The sequence below is a fragment of the Novosphingobium sp. genome, assembly GCF_039595395.1.
Taxonomy (GTDB): domain Bacteria; phylum Pseudomonadota; class Alphaproteobacteria; order Sphingomonadales; family Sphingomonadaceae; genus Novosphingobium.
On sequence record NZ_JBCNLP010000001.1, the window covers coordinates 1,109,562 to 1,135,952 of the forward strand.

General features: G+C 66.4%; 26 protein-coding genes. 9 read left to right on the forward strand and 17 right to left on the reverse strand.

Features of this window, described 5'->3' with window-relative positions:
• Complete coding sequence (locus ABDW49_RS05260; RefSeq protein WP_343614161.1) at positions 1–1,425, forward strand: efflux transporter outer membrane subunit; 1,425 nt, start codon at positions 1–3, stop codon at positions 1,423–1,425.
• Between the two features lie 65 nt (positions 1,426–1,490).
• Here ABDW49_RS05260 and ABDW49_RS05265 read toward each other — a convergent pair whose 3' ends face one another.
• The gene (locus ABDW49_RS05265; protein WP_343610242.1) at positions 1,491–2,357 is read right to left on the reverse strand and encodes a GGDEF domain-containing protein; all 867 of its coding nucleotides are present in this window, start codon (positions 2,355–2,357) and stop codon (positions 1,491–1,493) included.
• 255 nt (positions 2,358–2,612) lie between these two features.
• Positions 2,613–3,116: a hypothetical protein gene (locus ABDW49_RS05270; protein WP_343610244.1), complete on the reverse strand. Its 504-nt coding sequence runs from the start codon at positions 3,114–3,116 to the stop codon at positions 2,613–2,615.
• A 152-nt stretch (positions 3,117–3,268) separates the two neighbouring features.
• Here ABDW49_RS05270 and ABDW49_RS05275 point away from each other — a divergent pair, with 152 nt between their 5' ends.
• Both ABDW49_RS05275 and ABDW49_RS05280 read left to right on the forward strand, forming a co-directional pair.
• The gene (locus ABDW49_RS05275; protein ID WP_343610247.1) at positions 3,269–3,796 is read left to right on the forward strand and encodes a YbaN family protein; all 528 of its coding nucleotides are present in this window, start codon (positions 3,269–3,271) and stop codon (positions 3,794–3,796) included.
• A gap of 167 nt (positions 3,797–3,963) precedes the next feature.
• Positions 3,964–4,371, forward strand: a complete 408-nt coding sequence (locus ABDW49_RS05280) for a hypothetical protein (RefSeq protein ID WP_343610249.1) — start codon at positions 3,964–3,966, stop codon at positions 4,369–4,371.
• Here ABDW49_RS05280 and ABDW49_RS05285 read toward each other — a convergent pair.
• From ABDW49_RS05285 to ABDW49_RS05295, 3 genes are all read right to left on the reverse strand, one after another.
• Entirely contained in the window at positions 4,368–5,762 is a 1,395-nt protein-coding gene (locus ABDW49_RS05285; protein ID WP_343610251.1) for a PepSY domain-containing protein, read from the reverse strand. The genes ABDW49_RS05280 and ABDW49_RS05285 overlap by 4 nt on opposite strands.
• Before the next feature lie 11 nt (positions 5,763–5,773).
• Positions 5,774–7,948 (reverse strand): TonB-dependent receptor, encoded by a 2,175-nt coding sequence (locus tag ABDW49_RS05290; RefSeq protein WP_343610253.1) that lies wholly within the window; start codon positions 7,946–7,948, stop codon positions 5,774–5,776.
• A 94-nt stretch (positions 7,949–8,042) separates the two neighbouring features.
• A complete protein-coding gene (locus ABDW49_RS05295) occupies positions 8,043–8,441 on the reverse strand; it encodes a hypothetical protein (RefSeq protein WP_343610255.1) in 399 nt (132 codons plus the stop codon).
• 161 nt (positions 8,442–8,602) lie between these two features.
• Here ABDW49_RS05295 and ABDW49_RS05300 point away from each other — a divergent pair, with 161 nt between their 5' ends.
• The 3 genes from ABDW49_RS05300 to pnuC are packed head-to-tail and all read left to right on the forward strand — an operon-like array spanning position 8,603 to position 12,707.
• The gene (locus ABDW49_RS05300; RefSeq protein ID WP_343610257.1) at positions 8,603–10,957 is read left to right on the forward strand and encodes a TonB-dependent receptor; all 2,355 of its coding nucleotides are present in this window, start codon (positions 8,603–8,605) and stop codon (positions 10,955–10,957) included.
• Positions 10,958–12,103 carry a phosphotransferase gene (locus ABDW49_RS05305; RefSeq protein ID WP_343610258.1) on the forward strand — a complete coding sequence of 382 codons (1,146 nt, stop codon included), beginning with the start codon at positions 10,958–10,960 and terminating at the stop codon, positions 12,101–12,103.
• Between the two features lie 34 nt (positions 12,104–12,137).
• Positions 12,138–12,707: a nicotinamide riboside transporter PnuC gene (pnuC, locus tag ABDW49_RS05310; RefSeq protein ID WP_343614163.1), complete on the forward strand. Its 570-nt coding sequence runs from the start codon at positions 12,138–12,140 to the stop codon at positions 12,705–12,707.
• 48 nt (positions 12,708–12,755) lie between these two features.
• Here the strand turns inward: pnuC and ABDW49_RS05315 are convergent, their stop codons facing one another.
• Positions 12,756–15,848: a triple tyrosine motif-containing protein gene (locus tag ABDW49_RS05315; protein ID WP_343610259.1), complete on the reverse strand. Its 3,093-nt coding sequence runs from the start codon at positions 15,846–15,848 to the stop codon at positions 12,756–12,758.
• 87 nt (positions 15,849–15,935) lie between these two features.
• Here ABDW49_RS05315 and ABDW49_RS05320 point away from each other — a divergent pair, with 87 nt between their 5' ends.
• Positions 15,936–16,589: a response regulator transcription factor gene (locus ABDW49_RS05320; RefSeq protein ID WP_343610260.1), complete on the forward strand. Its 654-nt coding sequence runs from the start codon at positions 15,936–15,938 to the stop codon at positions 16,587–16,589.
• 4 nt (positions 16,590–16,593) lie between these two features.
• Here ABDW49_RS05320 and ABDW49_RS05325 read toward each other — a convergent pair whose 3' ends face one another.
• The 11 genes from ABDW49_RS05325 to ABDW49_RS05375 form a co-directional block, all read right to left on the reverse strand.
• Positions 16,594–17,298 (reverse strand): YoaK family protein, encoded by a 705-nt coding sequence (locus tag ABDW49_RS05325; protein ID WP_343610261.1) that lies wholly within the window; start codon positions 17,296–17,298, stop codon positions 16,594–16,596.
• Between the two features lie 17 nt (positions 17,299–17,315).
• A complete protein-coding gene (locus tag ABDW49_RS05330) occupies positions 17,316–18,740 on the reverse strand; it encodes an alginate export family protein (protein WP_343610263.1) in 1,425 nt (474 codons plus the stop codon).
• A 3-nt stretch (positions 18,741–18,743) separates the two neighbouring features.
• Complete coding sequence (locus tag ABDW49_RS05335) at positions 18,744–19,193, reverse strand: DoxX family protein (protein WP_343610265.1); 450 nt, start codon at positions 19,191–19,193, stop codon at positions 18,744–18,746.
• Positions 19,190–20,083, reverse strand: a complete 894-nt coding sequence (locus ABDW49_RS05340; protein WP_343610266.1) for a glyoxalase — start codon at positions 20,081–20,083, stop codon at positions 19,190–19,192. Before ABDW49_RS05340 ends, ABDW49_RS05335 begins: the two co-directional genes overlap by 4 nt.
• 39 nt (positions 20,084–20,122) lie before the next feature.
• Complete coding sequence (locus ABDW49_RS05345; RefSeq protein WP_343610268.1) at positions 20,123–21,964, reverse strand: amidohydrolase; 1,842 nt, start codon at positions 21,962–21,964, stop codon at positions 20,123–20,125.
• A 49-nt stretch (positions 21,965–22,013) separates the two neighbouring features.
• Positions 22,014–22,262, reverse strand: coding sequence for a DUF1427 family protein (locus ABDW49_RS05350; protein ID WP_343610270.1), 249 nt, complete (start codon positions 22,260–22,262; stop codon positions 22,014–22,016).
• A gap of 57 nt (positions 22,263–22,319) precedes the next feature.
• Positions 22,320–22,988: a hydrolase gene (locus ABDW49_RS05355; RefSeq protein WP_343610272.1), complete on the reverse strand. Its 669-nt coding sequence runs from the start codon at positions 22,986–22,988 to the stop codon at positions 22,320–22,322.
• A 327-nt stretch (positions 22,989–23,315) separates the two neighbouring features.
• Complete coding sequence (locus tag ABDW49_RS05360) at positions 23,316–24,362, reverse strand: PAS domain S-box protein (RefSeq protein WP_343610275.1); 1,047 nt, start codon at positions 24,360–24,362, stop codon at positions 23,316–23,318.
• Between the two features lie 172 nt (positions 24,363–24,534).
• A complete protein-coding gene (locus ABDW49_RS05365) occupies positions 24,535–24,783 on the reverse strand; it encodes an Arc family DNA-binding protein (RefSeq protein ID WP_343610277.1) in 249 nt (82 codons plus the stop codon).
• Positions 24,780–25,013: a hypothetical protein gene (locus tag ABDW49_RS05370; RefSeq protein ID WP_343610278.1), complete on the reverse strand. Its 234-nt coding sequence runs from the start codon at positions 25,011–25,013 to the stop codon at positions 24,780–24,782. Before ABDW49_RS05370 ends, ABDW49_RS05365 begins: the two co-directional genes overlap by 4 nt.
• A 67-nt stretch (positions 25,014–25,080) precedes the next feature.
• The gene (locus ABDW49_RS05375) at positions 25,081–25,449 is read right to left on the reverse strand and encodes a PRC-barrel domain-containing protein (RefSeq protein ID WP_343610279.1); all 369 of its coding nucleotides are present in this window, start codon (positions 25,447–25,449) and stop codon (positions 25,081–25,083) included.
• Positions 25,450–25,717: 268 nt separating this feature from the next.
• On the opposite strand from ABDW49_RS05375, the gene ABDW49_RS05380 reads away from it, so the two are divergent.
• Both ABDW49_RS05380 and ABDW49_RS05385 read left to right on the forward strand, forming a co-directional pair.
• A complete protein-coding gene (locus ABDW49_RS05380) occupies positions 25,718–26,026 on the forward strand; it encodes a plasmid stabilization protein (RefSeq protein ID WP_343614165.1) in 309 nt (102 codons plus the stop codon).
• A 29-nt stretch (positions 26,027–26,055) separates the two neighbouring features.
• Complete coding sequence (locus ABDW49_RS05385) at positions 26,056–26,340, forward strand: hypothetical protein (protein WP_343610280.1); 285 nt, start codon at positions 26,056–26,058, stop codon at positions 26,338–26,340.
• Positions 26,341–26,391 lie beyond the last annotated feature (51 nt).

Sequence of the window (26,391 nt, forward strand, 5' to 3'; positions counted from 1 at the left end):
ATGGGGGCGGTTAAGCTGGGCCGGACATTCGCGGCTCTGGCGCTGGCGGGCACGGCGCTGGCCGGTTGCGACATGGCGCCTGCCTATCATCCGCAGACGCCTGCCGTGCCTCAGCAATTCGCCGAATTGCCCGGCTGGCAGGCGGCCGAGCCGATGGATGCCCTGCCGCGCGGCAAGTGGTGGGAAGCCTTTGGCGACCCGCAGCTCAACGCGCTGGAGGAGCAGGCGGACAAGGCCAGCCCGACGTTGGCCGCCGCGCTCGCCCGCTATGACGCGGCCACCGCCGCCGCGCGGGTCAGCGCCGCCGCGCTGCTGCCCGAGGTGGACGCCGGTGGATCGGCGGAGCGCACCCGTGTCGCGCGGGACCGGCCCTCCTCGACGGGGCGGTCCTCGACCTATGATCTCTACAATGTCGGCGCCTCGCTGAGCTATGAGGTCGATTTCTGGGGCCGTGTGCGCAACAGCGTGAAGGCCGCCCGTGCCGAGGCACAGGCCAGCGCGGGCGATCTGGCCAGCGCGCGCCTCAGCCTTCAGGCCGAGGTTGCCGATGCCTATGTGCGGCTGCGCGGGCTGGACGCTCAGGCCGAGCTGCTGCGCCATACCGTCACCGCCTATCAGCGCGCCTGGCAGCTCAACCATGACCGCCATGAGGGCGGCGACGCCTCGGGCGTCGACGAGAACCGTGCTTTGTCACAGCTCGCCAGTGCCAAGGCGCAGGTCTCGGCCATTTCGGTGCAGCGCGCCACCACCGAGCATGAGATCGCCGCCGCCGTGGGCGCGGTCGCCTCCAGCTTCCATCTGGCGCCCGATGCCACGCAACTCACCATGCCGGACATCCCCTCGGGCACGCCGGGCCAATTGGTGCAGCGCCGCCCCGACATTGCCGCTGCCGAGCGTCGCATGTTCGAGGCCAATGCCGGGATCGGCATCGCCAAGGCCGCGCGCTTCCCCACCGTCACGCTGGGCGGCAATGCCGGCTGGCAGGCGACGGGCGGGCATGATCTGCTGGCCGCGCCCAACACCGTCTGGGCGCTGGGGCCCCTGGCCGCCAGCCTGCCGATCTTCGATGCGGGCAAGCGTCTGGCTCAGGTCAGGCAGGCGCGCGCGCAGTTCGAGGAAGCGGCGGCCGGCTATCGCGGCGCGGTGGTGAATGCCTTCCAGCAGGTCGAGGACGCTCTGGCGGCCGAGCGTGACTATGCCACGCAGGCGCATGACCAGACCGAGGCGGCTCAGGCGGCCAATCGCACCAACGATCTGGCCTTTATCCGCTATCGCGACGGCGCCACCGACTATCTGGAGGTGGTGACCGCCCAGACCGACGCGCTGACCGCCGAGCGCAGCCGCATTCAGGTGGAAACCCAACGCCGTCAGGCCAGCATTGCGCTGGTCAAGGCGATTGGCGGCAGCGTGCCGGACGTGAAGTAAATTCAGGAACGCTGACAGGCGTGGACGGAAAGGGCGGCCCGGCGCAGGACGGGCCGCCCTTTTTGTCAGTTTGAGGGCAGGGCTTGCTGTCCGGGCGATATCGCGCGGCACACACGGTCGCGCCCGTTCCGCTTGGCGGCATAGAGCGCTTCATCGGCGCGCTGGAAGTGGTCGTCCAGATTGCCCGCAGTCCAGCCGCACAGGCCCGCCGAAAAGCTGATGATGCGGCCCTCGACATCGCCGATGGGGTGGCTGCGCATATGCGCCGCAATGCGTTCCAGCGCGGTGCAGGCCTCTTCTTCCGAGCAACTGTCGAAGAAGATGGCGAATTCCTCGCCGCCCCAGCGCGCCACCAGATCGGCGCGGCGCAACTGCCCCGCCAGCCGCGCGGCAAAGGCGCAGAGCACGCGGTCGCCCTCATCGTGGCCGAGCTTGTCGTTGACGCTCTTGAAATGGTCGATGTCGACGATGGCGACGCAGCCCCGGCGCTGCTCCTCGGGCATGGTTTCAAGCTGGGCGAGGAAGCCGCGGCGGTTGGGAATGCCGGTCAGCGGGTCCTCATGCGCGGCGGAGTCCAGCTCGTCGATCCGGGCGCGCGCATGGGCGGCGGAGCGCTGCACCCCGGCGTAAAGGGAGTGGATGATGTCGCCCACCTCGGGCACCAGCGGGGCGGGGGTGGCGTCGCGGTGCAGCGCCTCGGCCAGCACCTGTATCGGGCTGAGCAGCGCGCCGATGCCCACCAGCGCCAGCACCATGCCCACCACCGTCGCCAGCGTCAGCAGCAGGAATTCGCTCAGCGTGATGCGCCCGGTGGCAAAGCCCCAGCCGCAATAGGCCAGCAGCGGCACATGGGTGGACACAAAGCACAGTGCGAAAAGCCGCATGCGCAGCGAACGCGGAAAGATAAAGGACGTCGCGAGATAGAAATTCACCGGAAACCTCGCCCTTATTATTGCAATGCAACAAAAATGACGGGCGGGTTTAAGTGTTCCTGAAAAATCAGGGTTAATACTTGGATGCGGGATCACCCGTGCCGGAAGCATGCCGTATGGCGCCGATCCGACACAGGCAGCGACCCATGACTGGTCCCACGAAAAAGCGCGGCGGGCAAAAGCACCGCCGCGCTGAACAAGAACCCGATACCGCCAGCCAATCCGCCCCGAAACGGAGCGTTTGGCCGGGATGGATCAGTGATGGCCGCCGTGGCCACCACCACCATGGCCGCCACCGCCGCCATGGAAACCACCACCACCGCCATGGAAGCCGCCGCCCCCACCGTGGAAACCGCCACCGCCATGATAGCCGCCTCCGCCATGCCAGCCGCCGCCACCATGCCAGCCACCGCCGCCGTGCCAGCCACGGTCACCATGCCAACCGCCGCCACCGTGCCAACCGGGACCGCCGCGATAACCGCCATGCCAGCCGCGCGGGCCGCCATGGCCGTGCCAGCCCCAGCCGCCGCCCCAGCCATAGCCACGGCGCCAGTTATAGCCGCACCAGTACCAGCCCGGCCCGCTCCAGGCCGAATCATACCAGCAATAGCGGCGACCGCTCCATATGAAGGGATCGATGCCGACACCGATGGCGATGGGCTGCGCCTGCGCCTGGGTCGTGGCCAGCGGCGTGACCAGAGGCAGGCCACCGGTCATCACCGTGGCGGACAGCACCAGCGCGAAGAGAGATTTTTTCACGGGATTGTCCCTTTCTTGCCGGCAGGGGGGAGGCCGGCTTTGTTTTTGCGCCCGAAAGCGGAAAGAAAATAACCTGTAGGTAAATAGCCGATGAGGCCTGTCGGTTCCCTGAACCGCTCTGCCAGCATGCAGCAAGCGAATGGCGGCCATGCGTGGCAAGTATCTGGCTCGGCCCGATCTTTCCGCCTATCATCGCCATGCCCCCGGAGGACCACGTGGAAGAGATCGCCCAGACCACAGATCAGCATACCGGTTCTGCCCAGGCTGTCGGCGTCCCGAATCGGCCCCAAGCGACGGGCGCGCCGCGCGTGGGCTGGCTGGTGCTGGGTCTGGTGCTGGTGGGGATCGGCATCATCGGCATCTTCGTGCCCCTGCTGCCCACCACCGATTTCATGCTGCTGGCCTTGCCCTGTTTCGCGCGATCCTCCCCCCGGCTGGAGCGCTGGCTGGTCGAGCATAAGGTCTTCGGACCGCCGATCCGTGCCTGGCAGCGCCATCGCGCGATACCACGCCATGCCAAGATGGCGGCTTGCGGGGGCATGGCGCTGGGTTTTGCGCTGTTCTGGTGGCCGGTGCATCCGCGTGGCTGGGTGTTGCTGGTTGTGGCGGGGCTTTTGCTCTCCTGCGCAGGCTGGATTGTGCGGCGGCCTTCGGCTGGAATTTCGACCGGGCAGGAATGATGCACGGCTCCGGGCCGGGCGAGGGGCAGGCGGGACAGGGCGGGGCGCATGGTCTTGCGCCGGGCGGACATCTCTGTTGGAAGTGTCGCACCGCACCATTCGGATGATCCGATATCGGCGCGTTTCTGATGTCGGTCACCGCCTCAAGCTCAAGAGGAGACGCCATCATGGCCCGGACTTTTTCGCCCGTTTCTTTTTCGCCGCAAAGGCTGGGATCGCCCAAGGTGCCGCCCCCGCTGCTGGTGGGTGCCTTGCGCTGCTGGCGCCACGCCCGCGACCGGGGCGAGGCGGTTCAGCCCTGCCTCACCAGCCAGTTGCGCCATCCGCAGAGCGAGCTGCTCGCCCCGGTCTTCGCCAGCCTGATGGATCTGTGCGAGGTGGCGCTGGCGCGTCCCTTGCGGGTGGGCGCCAGCGCTGCCCTCTCGGCGGATGAGGATATGGTGCTGGGTCTGGTCAATGGCTCGCTCAAGCGGCGGGCTTGCATCCATTGCAATGAGGCGGCCGCCAGCGCGCTGGATTGCGCCCTGTGCTCGACGCGGGTGATGGTGGCCCAGACGCTGGCGGAGGAGGGTTAGACGCTGACCTTGCGCGCCGTGCCCAGCCAACGCGCCACGGCGGGCAGGCGGGGCAGCACCCAGCGCTCGACAGGCAAAAGAACCAGCAGCGACAGGGTGAAGAGCGGCAGCCAGACCAGCAGGAAGAGCATCAGCGCTCCGCCTGCAAAACCAGCCCTGCCGCCCGGCCATGCCGGATGGGCCGCGGGGCGGGGCGCGCCCAATTCGCCCCGAGGCCTGCGTCGCCACCACATGACCGTGCCGCTGACCGCCAGCGTGATCAGCATCGCCGCCGTGGCCAGCCCGATCAACTGGTTGATCCAGCCGAAAAGCTGCCCCTCATGCCAGGCGACGCCATAGGCCACCAGCCGGTCAAGGGGATGGCGGGTGGCGATGTCCTCACGTGAGGTTAGCGTGCCATGGGCATCATAATGCAGCGTGACGCGCAGGGGGCGGTTTTGCGCATCGGAGCGCACCGACCAGCCTTGCGCGGCCTTGCCGCTGCCGCCCTCGCCCGAGGGCATGCCGGGGGGCACGACCAGCACCGGGAAGGCGAGATGGGCGGCGTTGGCATGGCCGACCATCGTGTCGAGCAGGGCGTCGTCACCCATCGGCATGTCCATTCCTTGCATGTCCATGCCACCCATATCCATGCCTGCCATCATGGCGGCGTGGTCGTGCTCGGCATGGGGTGCTTGCGCGGGGCGCCCGCCGATGGTCCAGTCGGGGGCGCCTTGCGTCCAGCCCATCTCCTTGCGGACGGCGAGGAAGGCGCTGCCCCAGGCGTCCGCCCAGGGCAGGCCGGTGAAAAGCAGCGCCAGCGCCAGCCCGGACACCCACACGCCGGTCACCGCATGCAGGTCGCGCCAGAACACGCGGCCTTTCGCGGTGAGGCGCGGCCAGAGCGTCCCTGCAAGGCCCCGCCCGCGCGGCCACCACAGATAAAGGCCCGTGACGATCAGCACGATGGCCCAGCTTGCCGCCAGTTCGACCACCCAGCTTCCGCGTCGGCCCAGCAGAAGCTGGCCGTGGATGCTGCGGTCGATGGCGATGATGCGGCTGTCGGGGCGGATACTGCCCAGCAGGCGGCCTTGCGGGCTGACGAAGGCGTCGGTCATGCTGCCGTCGGGCAGGGCAAGGTGCAGCATGGCGGCATCGCCCTCGCGCTCGGGCAGGCGGTAAGAGGCCAGATGGGCGCCGGGGAAGGCGGCCAAGGCTGCGGCGACCTGCGTTGAGGGCGGCGCGGCATTCTGCGTGGGCAGGTTCTGGAAGGCGCGTTCCTCCCAGCGCTCCACCTGCGGTTTGAACAGGAACAAGGCGCCTGAGAGCGAGAGCAGGATCACCAGCGGCACCACCAGCAGCCCGGCATAGAAATGCCAGCGCCAGACGGTGCGGTAGAAGCTCGAGGTCATGGCTCTGTTCCTCAGATATGCGCGCGCAGGCCGAAGGTGGCCCACAGCGGCATGGCCAGCGCGGGGATGGTGCTGCCCCGCACCGTGCTGCCATTGGTGGTGGTGACGCCGTAACCTTGATCGAGGTAGCGCACATTGGTCAGGTTCTGCGCCGAGGCGTAGAGTTCCAGCCCCTTCATCACCTGCCACGATGCGCCCAGATCCAGCGTTGTCGCGCCATCGTTGCGCTGCGTGTGCGAGGTGCTGTTCCAATAGGAGGGGAAGCTTTTCACCGTGGCGTTCAGGCTGAACCGGCGCGTCACCCGCCATTGCAACGCGGCATTGGCCGTCCATTCGGGCACCTGCCCCAGTTGCTGATAGGTCGGATCGGGGATCACGCCCGCCGAGGGCGTGGTGTAGCGCGAGGCGGTGAGATGCGCGTCGGTGTAGGTGAAACCGCCGGTCAGCGAGACGGGGCCTTGGCTCCATGACCCCAGAACCTCGAAACCGCGCAGCACGGCATCGCCCGCGTTGACATATTGGCTGACCGAGCCGCCGTTGATCCCCGCGATTCCGGTGTTGCAGTAATTGTTGGCCGAGGCGCAGCCCGATTGCACCGTGGCATAGTCGATAAAGTTCTTCAGCTTGTTGGTGTAGGCCGTGGCCGAAAGCGTCAGCCCCGCCAGCAGTTTCGAACCATTGAGATCGAAGCCTGCCTCCGCGCCCAGATTGGTCTGTGGCTTCAGATCGGGGCTCACTGTGGTGTAGCTGGAGCCGCCAATGAAGGAGCGGTACATCTGGTTCATCCCCGGCGCGGCGAAATTGCTGTAGCCCGCCGCGCGCAGGCTGAGCGCCCCCAGCTTCAGCTTGGCGCCGAGGCGCGGGTCGAAGCGGGCATAGCTCTGGTTGGCGATGTTCTGCGCCACCGGGGAGCCCTGATAGAAGCCGTTGAGGCTGCCGTTGGCCGTCTGCCAGAAGTCTCCGCGCAGGCCCAAGGTGATGGAAAGCGGCCCATCGCCGGGCACGAGGCTGGCCTGGGCGAAGACACCCTCGAACTGGTGCCGCGCGTGGGACAGCAGATTGCCGGTCGCCCCGCCGGTGCCGAAGAAATTGACCGGATCATTGGCGGTGATGGTGCGGCCATCGACGCCCAGCCTGATATCATGCAGCGCGCCAAGGTTGGCCTGCCACATCAGCGATCCGCCCAGATTGCTGTAGGTGGCATGCTCGGTCTGCGACACGTAAGGCACGCCTGCGGAGGGGTTGAAGATGCTGAAGCTGGGCGTCTGGCTGACATTGGTGGTGTCCATCGCGCCGGTGCCGAACCAGCCATTGAGCGACAGCTTGCCGGGGCCGACGCCTTTATCGCCGCCAAAGCTGAGGCGGAAGGTGTTCCAGCGGTTGCTGGTGCCTTGCCAGACCAGACCGCTCTGGCGCAGGCTGTGCCACAGCGCCGCGACATAGAGATGCGCATCGGGCGCCACATCGGCATGCAGGCTGCCGCCCAGGTTGAGGTTCCGTGAACTGGTCGGGGTCATATAGGGGTTGCGATAGGCCTCGGGCGTCTTGTTGTAGCCGTCGGTGGTGGTGTCCGAGGCGGTGATCCCCGCCACCACGCCCGGCGCGATGCCGATCCCGGCATTGGCGGTGGCCGAATAAGTCTTGTAGCTGCCAGCGCTGATATCCAGATCCATATGGCCGGCCTGAGGCGCTTTCGACACGATGTTGACGATGCCGCCCATCGCCATATTGCCCCACAGGCTGGTGGCGCCGCCGCCGCGGATCACCTCGATGCTCTCGATCTGGCCCTTGGCGACCTGATTCCAGTCGACCACGCGGAAATAGGGATCGTTCATCGGCATGCCGTCGAGCATGACCAGCGTGTTGACATTGGTGGTGGTGCCAAAGCCGCGGATGCTGAAGGTGTCTCCGGTGGGGTGCAGCGCGGCGGCGGGCTGGTTCAGCGTGAAGATGCCGGGGATATGGTTGATGATCTGGTCGGTGGCGATGGCGGGGGCGGCCTGAACATCCTTGGCCGACAGCACGCTGGCGGAAACGTCCATGTCTTGCAGGGCGGTGCCGCGCGCGGCGGTGACGACAATGCCGGGGTTTTCGGCATCGTCAGCCATGGCGGGGAGGGCGCCGGTCAGCATGGCGGGCAGCGCGCCAGCCAGCAGGGCTGGCAGCGAAAAACAAACGGTCTTCATGAAACATCCTGTCCTGAGCAAGGCGCATCCTCACGACCCTTGGGCGGGCCGCGCTGGATGCGAAATCCCGCCGCAAGCGCAGCGGGGCACTGGGTCAGGAAAGGACGGGCGGTCCGCGCAGGGGCGGGCGCAGGAAAGCGATGCGGCGCGGCGCAGGCGCCAGCGCCGGGGCAAAGCCCAGCGCCAGAATAAACACCAGCGCCAGAGCCAGCAGCAGCGGATCGGCACCGCCCAGCATGGCATGGCCAAGGGCCGTGAAGTGGCAGGGGCTGTCTGACTTCGCCTTATCATCGCCGGAATGGCTTGAGGGCAGGACGATCTTCTGGGTGATCTGCTGGCCCAGCGCGTCGGCGCAGATCTGTACCGTGATCACGCGGCTGTCATGGCCCAGCATAAAACCGGCAGGCACCAGCGCCTTCATCGCCAAAGCCAGCGCGATCAACAGCGCGGCCATGCGGCGGTGATGGAGGAAAAAGGCGCGTAAGAGCTGCATGCTGGTGGCGTCTCTACAACAGGTCGGGCGCTTATACCATTGTCCGCAAGGTCGATATGCAGGTTCTTGTTTGTCAACTTGGCGTCATATCCCTACCGGGGCACTCGACAAAGGGGCGGGAGGCCCCATCAGACGCACGGCCGCGCCGATAGAAAGATGTGATGATGGTTTCGACTACAGTTTCCCGCCTTGCTTCAAAGCGCCGCGCGCTGGCCCTGCTGGCAGCCGGTACGGCGCTGACGCTGGTCGCCCAGACGGCCAGCGCGGCGGAGGCCTCGCCCGATGCCGCCGAGCAGGCGCATGAGGCGGTGGCTGACAGGGGCACCATCCGCGTCGTCGGCCATCCCGATCCCGAGGGCCTGCTGCCCGACCAGAGCGCCCCCAAGGCGATCAGCGCCGTTTCCAGCGCCTTTATCGAGAAGCAGGCGCCCACCTTCAACGCCTTCCAATTGGTGAACCTGCTGCCGGGCGCCAATGTTTCGATGAGCGATCCTTTCGGCCTGTCGACCAGCTCCAGCCTCACCCTGCGCGGGCTGGGTCAGGATGAGATCGGCGTGCTGATGGAGGGCGCGCCCCAGAACGACATCGGCTATTATTACGCCTATCCCTCGCAATTTGCTGACGCCGAGAATGTGAAGCAGGTGGCGCTGGGGCAGGGTTCGGTCGATCTTGATTCGCCGATCGTGAATGGCGCGGGCGGGTTGCTGTCGCTCAGCCTCGATGATCCGCATCAGAAGATGGGGGCGCTGGTGGATGGCACGCTGGGTTCGTACAATTTGCGGCGCTTCTTCGGGCGTTTCGACACCGGGCAGATCGGCAATTCCGGCCTGCGCGCGTTCATTTCCTATTCGAACACCTATGCCGACAACTGGCGCAACCCCGGTTACGAGCGCCGCCAGCACATCGACGCCAAGCTGCTGAAAGAATGGGGCGAGGAAAACCACGCCAGCATCGCTTTCTCCTTCAACGATGCCCGCAACTCGACCTATGCCAACCCCACGCTGGCCGACTGGCAGACCTATGGCCGGTCCTATGGCTTCGATGCCACTTATGCGGCGGGCGGGGCGAACTATTGGCGTCTCTATCGCCAGCCCTTCCGCAATGAATATGTCTCGGCCCCGGTGCATCTGAAGCTGGCCGACAATCTGCGCTTCGACAGCACCTTCTACCTGCAATATGGCTATGGCAACGCGCCCTATGGCACGGCATTGTCCACCACCGGCAATTACCTCGGCACGCAGGCGCTGGCGCAGCCCATCAGCCTGTCCGGCGCGGTGGATGGCACGGCCACGGTGCTGGGCAATTACATCGGCAGCCAGTTCCGCACCGGCGACGTCGCCAAGCTGACCTACAGCGCGGGCCGCCATACGCTGACGGCCGGCCTGTGGTTCGACTATGGCAGCGACCATGACACGCAGAGCTTCACCAGCCTGAGCGACAATGGCACGCCTCTGGACCAGTGGGGCTATGACAGCAACGCCATCCACACCGCCGACGGGCGCCTGCTGGCGATCGAGAACATCACCACCATCACCGTCACCAAGGGCTTCTTTCTGGCCGACAGCTTTGCCGTCACGCCCCGGCTGAAGGTGGATGTCGGCTTCAAGGGCGTCGATCTGCTTCACAATGGCCATAACTGGCTGCCCGGCAACCAGAGCGCCGTGCGCACCGACAGCTTTGCCGCTTTGCCGCGCGCCTCGGTGCATTATCAGCTGGATGACCGTCAACAGGTCTTCGCCAATGTGACGACCAACTTCCGCGCCCCCGATCAATACACCATGTATGACACCTATGACGGGCTTGGCGGCATCGCCAGTCAGGGCAACACCGCGCTGAAGAACGAATATTCGATCAGCGAGGAGCTGGGCTATCGCTGGCAGGGGCGCAACCTGTCGGCCTCGGTCACGGCGTTCCATTACAACTTCCGCAACCGGCAGCTTGCGACCCTGGCCAACATCAATGGCGCGCAGGTCTACACCACGATCAACGCCGGACATCAGACCTCTTACGGCGTCGATGCCGAGATCGACTGGCGCCCGGTGGAGGGCGTCAGCTTCTACGCCTCGGGCGAGTGGCTACATGCGCGGCTGGGCGACAATCTGCCGGTGGGCGACGACTTCCTCCCCACGCGCGGCAAGCAGGCGGTGCAGGCGCCAGCGGTGCAGCTTGGCCTTGGCGGCACCTATGACGACAAGCGCCTGTTCGGCAGCTTTGCGCTCAAATATGTCGGCAAGCAGTACAGCACCTTCATGAATGACGAGAGCATCAAGGCCTATGCCACGCTGGACCTGTCGCTGGGCGTGCATCTGGCCGACTGGATCGACGGCAAGCGCACCGATCTGCGCGTGAACCTGATCAATTTGACCAATCCGCATGTGCTCTCGGGCGTGTCGGGCATCGGCACCAATGCGCAGGATACGCTGGGCACCAATGGCACAGTGATCACCGGTTCCGCGCCGACCTATTACATCGGCAGCGGCCGCGCCTTTTCGGTGACTCTGGCCCGCGCCTTCTGAATGAGCGGAGACCCGCATCTGATCCATGGCATGGGCACGGGGCTGGAAGCGCCAAGCTGGCCCGCCATCACGTCCGAGGAAGCGGAAGCGGTCATGGCCCGCTTTCCGCAGGCCGGGCGGCTGGCGGCGCTGGAGTGGCATTCGCCGCGCCCCTTCTCCTCGGCGGCACTGGCGAGGACGGATCGCGGCGAGCTGTTCCTCAAACGCCCCAGCCGCCGTCTGCGCAGTCCGCAGGGTTTGGCGCAGGAACATGCCTTTATCGCCCATCTGGCAAGCAAGGGCCAGCCGGTGGCCGATCTGCTGGAGGCGGACAACGGCGCCACCGCTCTGGCGCAGGGCGAGTGGACTTGGGAAATCCACCGCAAGGCGCAGGGCCTCGATCTCTACCGGGACCGCCAGTCATGGACGCCGTTTATCGAGCCCGGCCATGCCTTTGCCGCAGGCGCCGCTCTGGCCCGGCTGCACCGCGCGGCGGAGGGCTTTGCCGCGCCCGCAAGGCCCGTGCAGCCGCTGGTCACCAGCCTGAGCATCCTGCCCGCGGCAGACCCTCTGGCGGCGGCGCAGACCTATATTGCCGCCCGCCCGGCGCTGGCGGCCTATCTGGCCGACAAGCCTTGGCAGCTGGAGCTTTCGCGTCTCTTCGCCGCGCTCGACCTGCCCGCGCTGCAACCCCTTCTGGCCGCACAGCCCAGGCTGTGGACCCATAACGACTGGCACCCCTCCAACCTGCTGTGGAATACACAGGGAGAGGTGGCGACTGTCCTCGATTTCGGTTTGTCAGACCGCACCTGCGCCCTCCACGATCTGGCCACGGCGCTGGAACGCGTGGCGGTGCGCTGGCTGGAACTGGGGCCGGATCAAACGGCCATCACCGAGGCCGAGGATGCGCTGGCCCTGCTCGCAGGCTACCACAGCGTCACCCCGCTCACCTTGCGGGATCGCGACCTTCTCGCCCGCCTCCTGCCGCTGGTGCATGTCGAGTTCGCCCTCTCCGAAGCCGATTATTTCCACGGTGTGCTGGGCAAGGCGCAGGATGCCGATCTGGCATGGCACGGCTTTCTGATCGGCCACGCCGAATGGTTCCTGACGGCAGAGGGTCAGGACCTGCTGGCGCTTGTCCGCAGCGCCGCTTTGCCGCAAGACTGATCCCCCGAAAGGCCCGAAGATGACGCTGTTTGGCATGTCCCTGTTCGAGATTGTCGCCGTGGTGGTCAGCTTTGTCGGCATCTGGCTGACGGCGCGGCGCCATATGCTGTGCTGGCCGGTCTGCCTTGCGGCCTGCGCGCTCTATTTCAAGCTGTTCCGCGACGAGAAGCTCTATGCCGATATGGCGCTGCAACTGCTCTTCGGCCTCGGCATCGCCTATGGCTGGATCGCCTGGCGCGGCGACCGCGACGCCAGCGGCGAGGTCATCGTGCGCCCCCTGCCGCCCGTCGAGGGGCTGACCGGCCTGCTCGCCGGAGCTTTGGGCGGTTTTGCCATCGGCTGGTTCACCAGCCATTACACCGACGCCGCGCTGCCCTGGGTCGATTCCATGCTCACCAGCTTCAGCCTTGTGGCGCAGTGGTGGACGGCGCGGCGCCACCGCGCCAACTGGCTGCTGTGGATCGTGGTGGATGTGATCTATGTCGGCATGTTCGTCTTCAAGGGGCTCTATCCGACGGCGGTGCTCTATGCCGCGATGGTCGGGCTGGCGGCGCTGGGTTATGTCGACTGGCGCAAGGCCGAAAGAGAACCGCTGGCGGCCTAGAGCATCGTTTTATACGAAAAACCGGTTCCCACTGTTTCGCACGATGCTCTAATCCTCCCGCAGCCACGACAGCAGGCGCCGCAACAGCCCCTGCGGCTCGGCATAGGCGGTGCGCGCGGGGATGATGATCGTCGTGGCCAGACCGCCCTCGGCGCCATTGGCCATGGTGATGCGCCCCTGCATCGTCCTGACCCGCTCATGCAGGCCCAGCAGGCCGAAATGGCCTTCCCGGCCCCCCGCGCTCAGCATGGCGGGGTCGGCGCCCACGCCATTGTCAGCAAAGCGCAGGTCCAGCCGGTCCCACCGGTAACCGATCGCTACCAGCATCTGCGAGGCCCGCGCATGGCGCAGCGCATTGAACAACACCTCCCGCGCGATGCGTGACAGTTCATGCGCGGCCAGCGGCGAGAGGTCGCAGGGCGTCCCCACCACCATGATCCGGCAGGGCAGGGTGTCGCGCAGCACCTCGCGCGCGATCTGCTGCAAGCGGCTTTCCAGATCGCCGGAGGTTTCCGGCTCCCGCAAGCTTTCGACCTTCTCGCGCAGATCGACCACGGCGTCCTGCGCATTGTCCAGCGCATGCTCCAGCGCGGCGCGGGCCTTTTCGCGCGGCGGCAGATCCTGCGTGGCCGCCTCGACATGCAGGATCAGGCCCTGAATGGATTGCAGCAGCGTATCATGCAGTTCCCGCGCGATGCGCTCGCGCTCGTCGTGCCGTTCCTCCAGCCGCAGACGGATATGGGCCGCCACCGCGCGCATCCGCGCATGATAGGCCAGCCACAGCACCAGCAGCACGCAAGCCGCGCAAAGCAGCTTGAACGGCCAGTCCTGCACGAAGCTGGGGCGGATGGAGACATGCAGCACGCTTTCCGGCCCCCAGCCGGTGTCGCCCCGCGCCGCCTGCACATGGAAGCGGTAATCGCCCGGCGCCAGATTGGTGTAGGTGGTGGCGCGGCGGTTTTCGGCCTGCACCCAGTCGTCCTCGACGCCCTCCAGCCGGAAACGGAAGCGCAGGGTTTCGGGGGCCGCATCGCCGGGGCTGGCATAGGCGAGGCGGATCGTCGAACTGCCCGGCGGCAGGACGGGCGCCTCGGGATCGCGCAGCATGACATTGCCCGCTTCCAGAGCGCTGACCTGCACCGATGGCGCAGGCTCGGGCGCGGGCAGGGCGCGCGGGTCGAGCACGGCCATGCCGCTGGCCGTGGCCAGCCACAGCCGCCCGTCGCCCCCCGCCAGCGCCTGAGGGCCGATAAAGCCGGGATGCTGCATCGCGCCGGGAATGCCGTCGGCGGCGCCCAGCAGGCGATGCGGCACGGGACGCTGCGGATGGTCGAAGCCCGCCGCCAGATCGCCGGGCTGCACCAGCACCAGCCGACCGGGGCTGTAGAACCAGCTCTCGCCCCGGCTGCCTTGCACCACGGTACGCAGGCCCTGAAGCCAGGGTTGATCCTTCACCCGCAGCACCGTCATCCGCCCGCCGCGCAGCCGCACCAGCCCCATTTCCATCGTCAGCAAAAAGCCATCGCCAGCCGTGTCGATGCCGCGCAACCGCCCCAGCTTGAGCGGTGCCAGAGCGATCCGGCGAAAGGCATCGCCCGTCACCAAAGTCACCGCATCCAGCCCATCGGCGAAGGCGACCGCGCCCCGCGCATCGCTGCGCAGCCCGGCGCCGGGCAGCAGCAGATTCTGCCCTTGCCCCGCCGGATGCCAGCCCGCTCTGTCCTGCCACCAGACCTTGTGATCCTCGCCCAGCACCCATGACCGGCCCGAGGAATCGCGCAGGCAGCCAAAGGGCATATGCACCGGCAGGCGCGCGATATCGCGTTTGCCGCGCCCCTCCAGCCGGAACATGGCGTTGGTGTCCGCCAGCCAGAGCGCGCCATCGCCCGCCTCGCACAAGGTCGTCTCGCGGGCCAGATGCATGCGCAGGCGGGGCGGGGCGTTCAGGGGGATATCGTAGAGATCGCCGTGATTGATGATATGCACCGCGCCGTCCCCCGTGCGGGAGAAAGCGATGCCGTCGATCGGGCTGGTGCGGATGACGGGATCGAAGGCGACAGCGGGCAGCGAGAAGCGGTCCAGCCCCTCCTCGGTGGCGATCCAGATGGTGCCGTGGCGATCCTCCAGCGTGACATGGGTCTGGTCGGAGCTGAGCCCGCTCTGCGCATCGAGACGCTCGGCGCGGCTGGCCGGATCGGCGCTGGCCGCGATATGCAGCAGGCCCTTGGTTCTGGTGGTGCTCCACAGGCCGCCATGGCTGTCGAAGGTGAGGGTCGGCAGGCCGGTGCCCGGTACCGCCTGCCACGACGGTGCCAGGGGTTTGCCATCCCCGTCCACCGGGCGGATCGCCTTGCGGTCGGAGACCCACAGGCGGCCCTGCCGGTCCTCGGCGAGGGCGGGATAGTCGAAATGTCCGGGGTGCCAGCGGAAGCGGTTGGTGCCGGGGCGCAGTTCGGCCAGACCCGCGCCATCCTGCTCGGGGCTCATCACCGGCAGCCAGAGCGAGCCGTCGCGGCGGCGGCGCATCTGCAGGCCATAGCCGGGCGGCAGGCCCAGCGCCTTGTCCATCAGCGCCCAGCGGCCCGCCGCGAAACGCCACAGCCGCTTGTCGATGCCGCCCCATTGCGCCCAGATCGCGTCATCCGGGCCTTGCGTCAGATAGACGATCTGGGGCGGAGGGTCGCTCAGTCCGGCATCCACCAGATGTCCGTGGCGATAGACCGCCACCCCGCCGCTGGCGCCAAAGCCGACCCATAGCTCGCCCCGGCGCGAGACCAGCAGGCTGCTGACGGGCGCCTCGGCAAAGCGGGCGCCATGCGGCGCGGGGATATGGTCGAAGGTGGTGCCGTCGAAGCGCCACAGCCCGTCGCGCGCGCCCAGCCAGATCATGCCGTCCGGCCCTTGAGCCATGGCGCGGATGCCGGGCGGGGCGCCTTGCTGGGTGGTCAGCGTGACGTGGGCGAAGCGTGAGAGGTTGGCGGGGGATTGTTCTTCGGCGGTGCCCGCGCCCGCGATCAGAGTGATGCCCAGCGCGATGGCAACGCGCCATCGGCGTGAGTGGGAAAAGCGGGGGCGCAGCATGGCGCCCTTATAGGCAGGGCTTTTGCGCGCGCCAGTGGATGAGTTTACGTTGCTTGACATATCCGACCCCTCAGGGCGTCGACAGCTTGGCGATGGTGGTGCTAGGCGGAAGGGGCCCCATCCCGACGCTTGCGGAGCCGCCCCATCTTGCCTGTTTTCGCGCCTTCTTCCGCACCCTCTGCCGCCGCGATCCGCGTGCTGGTCGTCGACGATCATGTGTTTCTGCGCGACGGCATCCGCGCCATCATCCAGTCGCAGACCGACCTCGCCGTGGTGGGCGAGGCCGAGGATGGCGAGCAGGCGGTCGCGCAGTTTCAGGCTTTGCGCCCCGATGTCGTGCTGATGGATCTGCAGATGCCGCGCATGGGCGGCGTCGAGGCGATCGAGGCGATCATGGCGCTGGACGGCGATGCGCGCATTCTGGTGCTCACCACCTATGCCGGGGATGCTCAGGCCTTGCGGGCGCTCAAGGCCGGGGCTGCGGGCTATCTGCTGAAAAGCGCCTTGCGGCAGGAGCTGCTCGACACGATCCGCTCGGTGCGACGGGGCGGGCGGCATGTCGATGCGCAGGTCGCCACCGGCATCGCCATCCATATCGTGCAGGACGCCCTGACCGAGCGTGAGATCCGCGTGCTGTCGCTGGCCGCCTCGGGCCATTCCAACCGCCAGATCGCGCAAAAGGTGGTGGTGGCCGAGGAGACGGTGAAGGGCTATATGAAGGCGATCTTTTCCAAGCTGGGCGCGCGGGACCGCACCCATGCCGTGACCCTTGCGGTCAAGCGGGGCATCATCGAAATCTGATTGCTCAGCCTTCATGCGGCCTGTCGGCGACGGGATGCAGCGAGCAGGCGATGGTGCCCGCAAGGATCAGCGCTCCGGCCAGCAGCAGCGGGGGCACCAGCCCGCCCTGTGTCACCATCCATGCGCCCAGCGCGGCGCCCAGCAGAATGGCCAGCACGCTGGCGATGCGCCGCCCGGCATTGGGATTGGAGCCACCCGCCAGCGCTGAATCGGCGGCAAGGCCCGTGAGCGTCAGCGTCAGCACCGTGGTGGTGAGGTCCGGCACTTTCAACTGGCGGATCGTGGCGTTGCGAAAGCCCATCGCCAGCGCCGTCAGCGCGATGATGCCATAAAGCGCATGGGTGGGGCTCTGCGCCGCCATATCGAAGTGCAGTGCCAGAGCGGCGGCGACCCACAGGGCGGCGGTCTCGAGCAGGGCCGCGCCGATTAGCCAGCGGCGTAAGGGCCGGTTGGTCATGGCCTTGCCGATGCGTCCGGCCAGCAGGGCGCCGCCCAGAAAGGCGCCGATGGCCACCACATAGGAGAGCGGATGAAACCCCGGCGTGCCCACGGCGGCAAAGCCGAGGAAGACGATGTTGCCGGTCATGTTGGCGGTGAAGACCTTGCCCAGACCCAGTACGCTGATCGCATCGATCAGCCCGGTGGTGACCGAAAGCAGCAGCAACAGTCCCGGCAGCATCAGCGGTTTGGGTGCGGGAGGTGGGGTCATGGCAGGTCCTCTTCGCGTTACAGGCGGTAATTGGCCTCAAGGCCGAGCATATGGATGGTGCGGGCATAACCGGCCTCACGCAGGAAGCCGCCGGTGCGGAACAGCGAGAGCGAGGCCGACAGCGTCAGCTCCTGCGTGGCGCGCCATTCCACAGAGGTTTCGGCCTGATTGCCGAGGAAGCGCGAGTTGCCCCTCTCGCTGGCGACCAGCAGATGGCCGGGAATATCATACACGCCATCAGCCTTGCTCTGGCGCCAATAGGCCCCGGCGGCCAAGCTGAGCCCCACGCCCTTGCCCAGGTCGAAGCTGAGCAGCGGCTGGATGTTGACCAGATTGTAGGGCCCGATGGGGGACAGCTCGCCGAAATATTTGCCCTTGGGGAACAGGGCGTTGAAGGTGCTCAGGCGATGATCGCCCGCGCCCTTGTCGCCGCTGGTCACATTGAAGCGCAGCGTGAGGTCGGGTTTCAAGGGCGCCTTGGTGAGGCTGACCCCGGCCTCGCTGCCGATGGACCATGCATGGATGGTCTGGTCGGCCAGATGGCCCGTCTGCAGCATGGCCTCCATGTTCCAGTGAACGGTGGTGGCGGTACTGGCGGGCGCCTTGCCGAACAGGCGCAGGCCCAGCGTATGGCGGATCTCGCGCCCGCTGGCATTCTGGAAGCGGGCCAGATCATTGCGATAACCCAGCCAGTAGAGGTCCACCCCCGCAGGCCCGATCATCTGCGTGGCATAGGCACCCCACAGAGCCTTGGCCTGCGAGGTATGATCATCGAAGGTGCCTGTGCCCGGCTCGACGGGGCGCAGATAGAAGGTGTTGAGCGTCAGCCTGCCGCGATGGAGGATCGCCCGCCCGCCATCGAAGGCCAGCGGCACATTGGGGCCATAGCGCGTGCCGACCAGCCGCTCTGTGCCAAGGCCCACCATCTCGCGTCCGCCGCGCAGGCGCAGCGTGGTCTTGCCGTCCAAAGGGATCACCACATCGGCAAAGGCCTGAAGCGTATCGACACGCGTCTGGTCGATGGCGCTGGCCGAGGGCGCGACGCCCGCCGCATAGGCGATGATCGGCTGGGCAAAGGCGCGGACCTCCACCTTGCCCAGACCCAGATGCAGATCGGCATAGGGCAGCAGGCGCGTCCAGAGATAGCCATTATTGGGCGCGGCAGCATTGCCCAGCGCGTTGTTTTCATAATCCTCATTGCGCAGCCGCAGTTCGAGGCCGGTGGCGAGGTAATCGCGGCCCGTGTCGTCCAGCGGGATATATTTGAACTTGTCCGTCCAGTGGCCGCTGCGCTTGGCGGGATCGGCCAGATCGGACCAGTCCTCATTGTAGCGCTCGGTGGTCAGCACGGGGGGCTGCCAGGCCTCGGTGGGGGCGTCTGCCCGCGCGGTAGCGGGCAGCAGCAGAGCCAGCAACAGGGTGGGGGCGAAGAGGCGGCGCATGGGTCAGTCCCGGCGCTCGGCGAGGATGGCGGTGAGGACAAAGCCGCCGACAAGGCCGAGATGCTCGAAGAAGGCATTGGTGGCGCCGAAGCGCTCCGGGCCGGGCGGCATGGTCCAGAAGGCATTGGCGGTGATCGCCGCCAGCACGGTGAACACGCCCAGCATGCCGGCGCCCAGCCAGACAAGGCGGCCCGAGAGGATCAGCGCCGGGCCGATCAGCTCCACCGCGATGGTCAGGATCGCGAAGAGGGCAGGGTAGGGCATGCCGAAATGGGCCTGCTCGGCCACGGCGCCGGGGAAGTCGGTCAGCTTGACCAGACCGCCCAGCAGATAGGCGCCGGACAGCGCCAGCCGGGCGAGGAAGCCCGTTCCGCCCCAGCCAAGAATGGCTGAGGCGAAACGGGGCGTGCCTGCGCGGGGGGATGCGGCACGCGGGAGGGAGGTGGTGCTCACGGTGCTTTCGCCTGATGGATCTCGGCGATGTAGCCGCCGGGGAAGCGGACGATGGCGCTCTGGCGGTCGGCTCCGGCATGGGCGGCGACCAGCGTTTCAGCACCGGCGGCGGTGGCCTTGGCCAGCGTGGCGGTCAGGTCGGCAACGTTGTAGCCAGCCATATCGCGGCCATAGGGCCAGGGCAGTTGGCCGTCCGAGACGATCACCAGCATCTTGCCATAGCCGCTCTCGATGGCGATGCGGCGGATGGTCTTGCCCGGCTGGCCGACTTCATCGCCCGGCGCATTGCGCTGGTCAGCGGTGATCTTGCCATGGGCATAGCCGGTCCAGCTTTTGACGAAAGCGTCGGCGGCATCGGGAGTGAGGTAGACGCGGTTCTCCGGCACGCTGGCGAGCGGCGTGTAGTTGGGCTTGGCGGTGTGCCAGTAGAGCTGCATGTTCACGCCGCCCGGCCATTGCACAACCACATCGCGGCCGATGGGATCGGGGAAGGTGGTGATCAGGCGCGTGGCGCCATGCTTGCGCGCGTCGGCCACGGCGGCGTCGAGATCGGTGACCAGATAGCCGGTGCGCTCATCGCCGAAGGGGGTGGGGATCGGCGTCTTGAAGCCGAAGACCGAAACGGTGCCTGCGGGCGTCAGCACCAGTTGTGACTTGGTCAGGCTGGGGGTGGGGGTGACCTGAAACTCGCCCTGCTTGCTGGTGGTGCCGCCAAAGGTCGCCGAGAAGCTGGTGACGAAGGCGTCGAACTGATCGGCGGGCACATAGACATGGGTGGTGTCATACTGCGGGCCCACGGCATAGTCGGCCGAAGCTGCGGGGGCGGCCATCACGGTGGGTGCGGCCAGCGTGAGGGCCGAGGCGGCGAGCAGAGTTTTGAACAGTTTCATGGGGAATTTCCTTGTGGAGCAAAGAACGCAGGATTGGTGTCAGACGGCCCAGCAGCCGCAGCCGAGGGCGCCCCAGAAGCTCTGGGGATCGGCGGTGGGGGCCTGCGCGCCAAGAGCCGCAGCATGGTCATGGCCATGGACGCCGCAGGAGGAGGCACAACCACAGGCCGAGGCGAGCTTCTGCTTGGTTTCGGGCGAGGTCCACGAACCGAAGGTGCCCACCGGCGACCAGTCGGGCATGGGCTTGGGCAGGTCGGGCGCATGCTTGGCGTAGCTGCCATTGCCATGGACGACCTTGCCGCCGAGGATGGTCATCACCGAGCGGATGTTGGTGATCTCGTGATCGGGCACGGTGAAGAAATCGTCCGAGAGCAGCGCGAGATCGGCCAGTTGTCCGGCGACGATCTGGCCCTTCTTGCCCTGCTCGTTGGAGAACCAGGTGTTGGCCTGGGTCCACAGACGCAGCGCGGTTTCCCGGTCCAGCCGGTTGCGCACCGGATAGAGGGCAAGGCCGCCCACGGTGCGGCTGGTCACCAGCCACGACAGCGAGACCCAGGGGTTGTAGCTGGCGACGCGGGTGGCATCGGTGCCGGCGCCCACCGGGATGCCCGCCTCCATCATGCGCTTGATCGGCGGGGTGGCCTCGGCGGCCTTGGCGCCATAGCGTTCGACGAAATATTCGCCCTGGAAGGCCATGCGATGCTGCACCGCGATGCCTCCGCCCAGTGCAGCAATCCGGTCGATGTTGCGCTCGCTGATGGTCTCGGCATGGTCGAAGAACCAGTTGAGGCCGTGGAGCGGAATGTCGCGGTTCACCTTCTCGAACACGTCCAGCGCGCGGCTGATCGTCTGGTCATAGGTGGCGTGCATGCGCCAGGGCCAGCGGCGCTCGGCCAGCAGGCGGATGACGGGTTCCAGATCGCCTTCCATCTCGGGCGGCATATCGGGGCGGGCGACGCGGAAATCCTCGAAATCGGCGGCGGAATAGACCAGCATCTCGCCCGCGCCATTGTGGCGATAGGTGTCGTCGCCGTCGCCGGGCTTGACCTGCTTGGACCAGTTGGTGAAGTCGGCCAATTCCTCTTTCGGCTTCTGCGTGAAGAGGTTGTAGGCGACGCGCAAGGTCATCTCGCCGTCCTTGTGCAGCTTTTCGATGACTTCGTAATCGTCGGGATAGTTTTGCGAGCCGCCACCGGCATCGATGACTGAGGTGACACCCAGCGAATTCAGTTCACGCATGAACTGGCGGGTGGAGTTGAGCTGATACTCCTGCGGAAGCTTGGGGCCTTTGGCCAGCGTGGCGTAAAGGATCGTGGCGTTGGGCTGGGCCAGCAGCAAGCCCGTGGGGTTGCCTTGGGCATCGCGCACGATCTCGCCGCCGGGCGGGTTGGGCGTGTCTTTGGTGTAGCCCACGGCGCGCAGCGCTGCGGCGTTGAGCAGGGCGCGGTCATAGAGGTGCAGGATGAAGACCGGCGTGTCGGGGGCTGCCTCGTTGATTTCCTGAATGGTGGGCAGGCGCTTTTCGGCGAACTGGTGTTCGGTGAAGCCGCCGACCACGCGCACCCATTGCGGGGCGGGGGTGTTCTGGGCTTGGCGCTTCAGCATCGCCATGGCGTCGGCCAGCGAGGGCACGCCTTCCCAGCGCAGCTCCATATTGTAGTTCAACCCGCCGCGGATGACATGGATATGGCTGTCGATCAGGCCGGGGATCAGGCGGCGGCCACCGGCGTCGATGATCTGCGCCTGCGGGGCGGCGGCGCGGGCTTCGCCTTCCGAACCTGCCACAAGGATCTTGCCGTCACGGATGGCCACGGCTTCAGCAGTGGGATTGCTGCGGTCCAGCGTGGTGACCTTGGCGTTGATGATGATGAGATCGGTCATGGGAGGCTCCGGAAGGTCAGATCAGGCCCAAAAGGTCAGGCCCAAAAGATCAAGCGTTGTCGGTGGGGATCTTGATGTGGTCGCCCAGCACGCGGTGGGCGGCATGGGTCTTGACGAAGGCCAGCACCGGTTCCTTGCGCAGCATTTTTTGCACAATCGGCACAGCCTGTTCGCCCAGCAGCATGCCCAGCAGGCCGATCAGCGCGATGGTGGGGGGAGCCGGAGACTTGACCCCCAGCAGGGCATAGATGCCGCCGACCAGCACGCCGACGCCAAGGGAAAGAAGATAGGGTTTCATGGGGTTTGCACCTTTCAGCAGGTTGGCGCCGGGCGGGGGGACCCGGCGCCCCGGAGATCAGTGCGCGCCTTCGGAAGCGCCGAACATCGTCTTGGCGTAGGTGACGCCGATGCCGTAGGCACCGCCCCACTGCTTGGCGACGCCGGTGGTGAAGTCATAGGTTTCGCCGCGGGCCCAGTCGCGCTGCAGTTCGAGCAGATACTGGAGCGAGGTGATCGGGCGGGCGCCGAGCTGGATCATGCGCTGCATGGCGCGCTCATGGGCCTCGTCCGAGATGTCGCCGCAGGCATCGGCGATGACATAGGCCTCAAAGCCCTGATCGATGGCCGAGGCGACCGGGCCGACGATGCACACCGAGGTCCACAGACCTGCAAAGACGATGCGCGGCTTGGCGATGCGGTTGATTTCCTCGATCACGCCCGCGTCTTCCCAGGTGTTCATGCTGGTGCGGTCGAGCAGCTTCTGGCCGGGGAAGGCATCGGTGATCTCGCTGAACATGGGGCCCGAGAAGCTCTTCTCGGCCACGGTGGTCAGGATGGTGGGGACGTTGAAACCGGCGGCGGCGCGCGAGATCAGGGCGGCATTGTTGCGCAGCAAAGTGGTGTCGATCGACTTGGTGGCGAAGGTCATCTGCGACTGGAAATCGATCAGCACCAGAGCGTGATCGGTGGGGGAGAGGAGGGTCTTGCCGGGGGTCGGGGTGGCTTTGGGGGTGGTCTGGGTCATGTCGATGTCTCCGTCAGGGTTGGTGTTGGCACCGCGTTATTGCCGCGTTGAGAGCGGAATAGGCGAGGATGATCCTGCGGAGGAGTGGGATAAAAATGATCAAAATGTTCGATAAAGTGGAATGTTTTGGCGAAGGGCTCCCCCCGCAGGGCGCAGCAGCCTTATGGCGCGGGCACCCGGATGACGCATGCCCCACAAGGGTGTGCGTTGCTCACCCTTTTGTATGAAAAGGGCTGTCAAAGTTTAAGGGCGGCCTGCCGCAGCAGCCATCAGCAACCCTCCGCCAGTGGCGGATGGGCGAGGGAACAACGCTTTGCCGGGAGGGCCTTACTGGGCCAGCGTGTCGAGCGGGATCGTCAGTTCGATCACCAGCCCGTCGGGCTTCCATGTGCGGGTGATGGCGCCGCCAAGGCCTCGCACCGACAGGCTTTCCAGCCGGCTGCCGAAGCCTTCGGTCATGGTGCCTTCCGCGCGCGGGATGCCGCTTTCGGTCCAGACCATATGGACGTTCTGCCCGTCGCTTTCCAGCGTGACCCGCAGTGCCCCCTGGGCCTTGCTCAGCGCGCCATATTTGGCGGCATTGGTCGTCAGCTCATGCAGCAGCAGCGCGACCGAGGGCAGGCTGCGCGCGCCGATCGGGGCGTCGTGGCCGCTGGCCTCGATCTGCGCGCCATGCTGGCCCTGATAGGGGCGCAGAATGGTGGTGAGCAGATCGCGCAGCGCGGTGGAGGTCAGCATCTGCGGGCGATGCGGGCCGGACAGGGTGATCTCATGCGCCTTGGCCAGCGCCACCAGCCGGGCCTGCAGGTCGCTGGCCAGCGCTTCCTTCGTCTCGGCTTCGCGCGCGCTCAGCGAGACAAGGCTGGTTGCCAGCGAGAAGAGGTTTTTGATCCGATGATTCATCTCATGCAGGATCAGATTCTGCTCTTCGGCAAAGCGGCGGGCCTGGGTGATGTTGCGCGCCACCTTCGAGGCGCCCAGCAGCTTGCCGTCGCGGTCGCGCACCGGGGAAATGGTCAGCGAGACATCGACCATCGTGCCGTCCTTGCGGCGGCGCACGGTTTCGAAATGATCGACGCGGCGCCCGGCCTTGATGCTCTCGATGATCGCATCTTCCTCGTGCAGGCGCTCTTCGGGGATGATGATGGTGATCGACTTGCCGATCGCCTCTTCGGGCGTGTAGCCGAACAGGGTCTGCGCGCCCTCGTTCCAGCTCAGGATGATGCCGTCGAGCGTCTTGCTCAGGATCGCATCCTCGGAATTCTCGACGATGGAGGCCAACCAGGCAGCAGGGTCTAGCGCCGGGATCTGCGTGTGGGGAAGGATGGTCGGCGTGGCCTGAGTCATGTCTTCGGAGCGCCCGGCAAGCAACACATGATTCTCCTGCGAGCATCTGCTGTGCCACAATAGCGCCGCCCTTTCGGGCAGCCGGGCCCGAAGACTCACAGCGTGTTAAGCCGCGTTACGCGCTTTGCCGAAACCACGCAACCGTCATACCGCTAACACGGCCTGCCGGCACAGGGCGGCGCCGGATCAGGGGCGTTTATCAGGCATCCGCACTGCGGCTGGCTTCATCGGCCAGATCCTCCAGCCGGTGCATGCGCTCGATCAGCGCGCGCCGGTCGAGCGACATGGCCGACCGATCCGCGCCTTCTACGAAAGAGCTTTCCAGCCGGGCGATGATCTCCGCATTGAGCGACTGGTGGTTGGCCTGTGCGGCCTCCACCAGTCGCTCATGCAGGGCGTCGGCGATGCGCAGGCTGATCTGCGGGAAATGGGCGAGAGGGTCGCTCATGGCCGCTGGTCCTGTCGCTGGTCCTGCTTTTGTTGCCCGCCCTTGTTGGCCTGCTCCTTCTGCAGGTCGTGTGGCTGGGTGGCAGGGCGTGGCGGTTCATTGCTCTCCACCGGCGCGCGGATCATTTCATCCTCCACCTCGCGGTTATGGGGGCGCTTGGGGTGGTGATGCTCATCAAGCGCGTCGGTGTGCTGGCTTTCGCGCGGCGGAAGCTGGTGACGGGTCGCCATGGCATGGCCTTTCGCAAAAAGGGCGATGGCGCGGCAGGGAGCAGGCCCGGCCACGCCATGCCGGGGGTCAGATGATCGGGGCGGGAGACTGGTAATATTCGGTCAGCCTTTGATCGTAATCGCGGTCATAGACCGGCGTTTCCGCGCCGTAACGCGGGGCGTCCTGAATCTGGCTGGGTGTAATATCGACGACATAGCCGCCACGAATGGGTTCGTAGGACAGTTTCTGCCAGGGGATCGGGTAGAAATCGCTGCCGATCCCAAGAAAGCCGCCGAATTGCAGCACGGCATAGTCGGTCTGGCCCGTTTTCTTGTCGACCATGAAATTGCGGATCGAACCCAGATGCTCGCCATTGTTGCTGTAGACCGGCGTGCCATTGACAAGGTCCGAAGCGATGAGACGCGAGGTCTCGTGAATGGGCAGGGGTGCGTTCATGATAGGCATCCTTCCAGTCTGGTTTCTGGTGAGGGCGTCTTGTTCTGGGTGGCCCTTCCGGCCGTGTGGGGTCCCCGTCGCGGCGGTTGCAAAACCCGCCGTCGAACCATGGAACGCCCCGTGGCGCGCAAGGTGCCGCACAGAATTCACACTGACCGCAGGGCGGGCCCGTTTCGTCGTCTGTCGGCGAAAAAAGGGCGGATCAAAGGCGCGGGCGGCGCATTCCAAGGCCCATCAGCCAGAGAATGTCATGCCCAGGAGAGCCATGATGCCACGCGGTGACAAGAGCGCCTACACCGACAAGCAGAAGCGCAAGGCCCAGCACATCGAGGACAGCTACGAAAGCCGTGGCGTGCCCGAAGCTGAGGCCGAAAAGCGCGCTTGGGCGACGGTGAACAAGGAGTCAGGTGGCGGCAACAAGTCCGGCTCGGGGCGCGGCAAGCCTGACACGCATGTCTCCTCGTCACGCGGGGGGCGGGCGAACAAGTCCGGCTCCCCCGAACAGCGCAGCGCGGCTGCCCGCAAGGGTTGGGTGACGCGGCGTAAAAACCAGTCGGCTCACAGCCACGCAGCCTGATCCCGCAACTCCTGCAAGAGGATGTCGTCATGACCACTATGACCCTGAAAAAAGGCCTGTTCTTCGGACTGCTGAGCGCCGTGGGGAGCTGGCTCTATCTCAATCGCAACAAATATGCGCCGGTGGCCAAGGAGAATGATGGCACGCATCATCCCGCTCCCGCTTTTGCCGGGCAGGGCGCGCACAAGGATTCGGCCAGCCAGGTGCGCGATGCCGGGCCCGCCCATATGCGCGACAAGCCCAGGAAGTGGGATCATGTCGACCAGGCCTCGGATGAGAGCTTCCCGGCCAGCGATCCGCCCTCGACCTATTGAGCGATGCGCCCGGAATGACAGGACGCGGGCTGGTTGCTGCCGGCCCGCGTC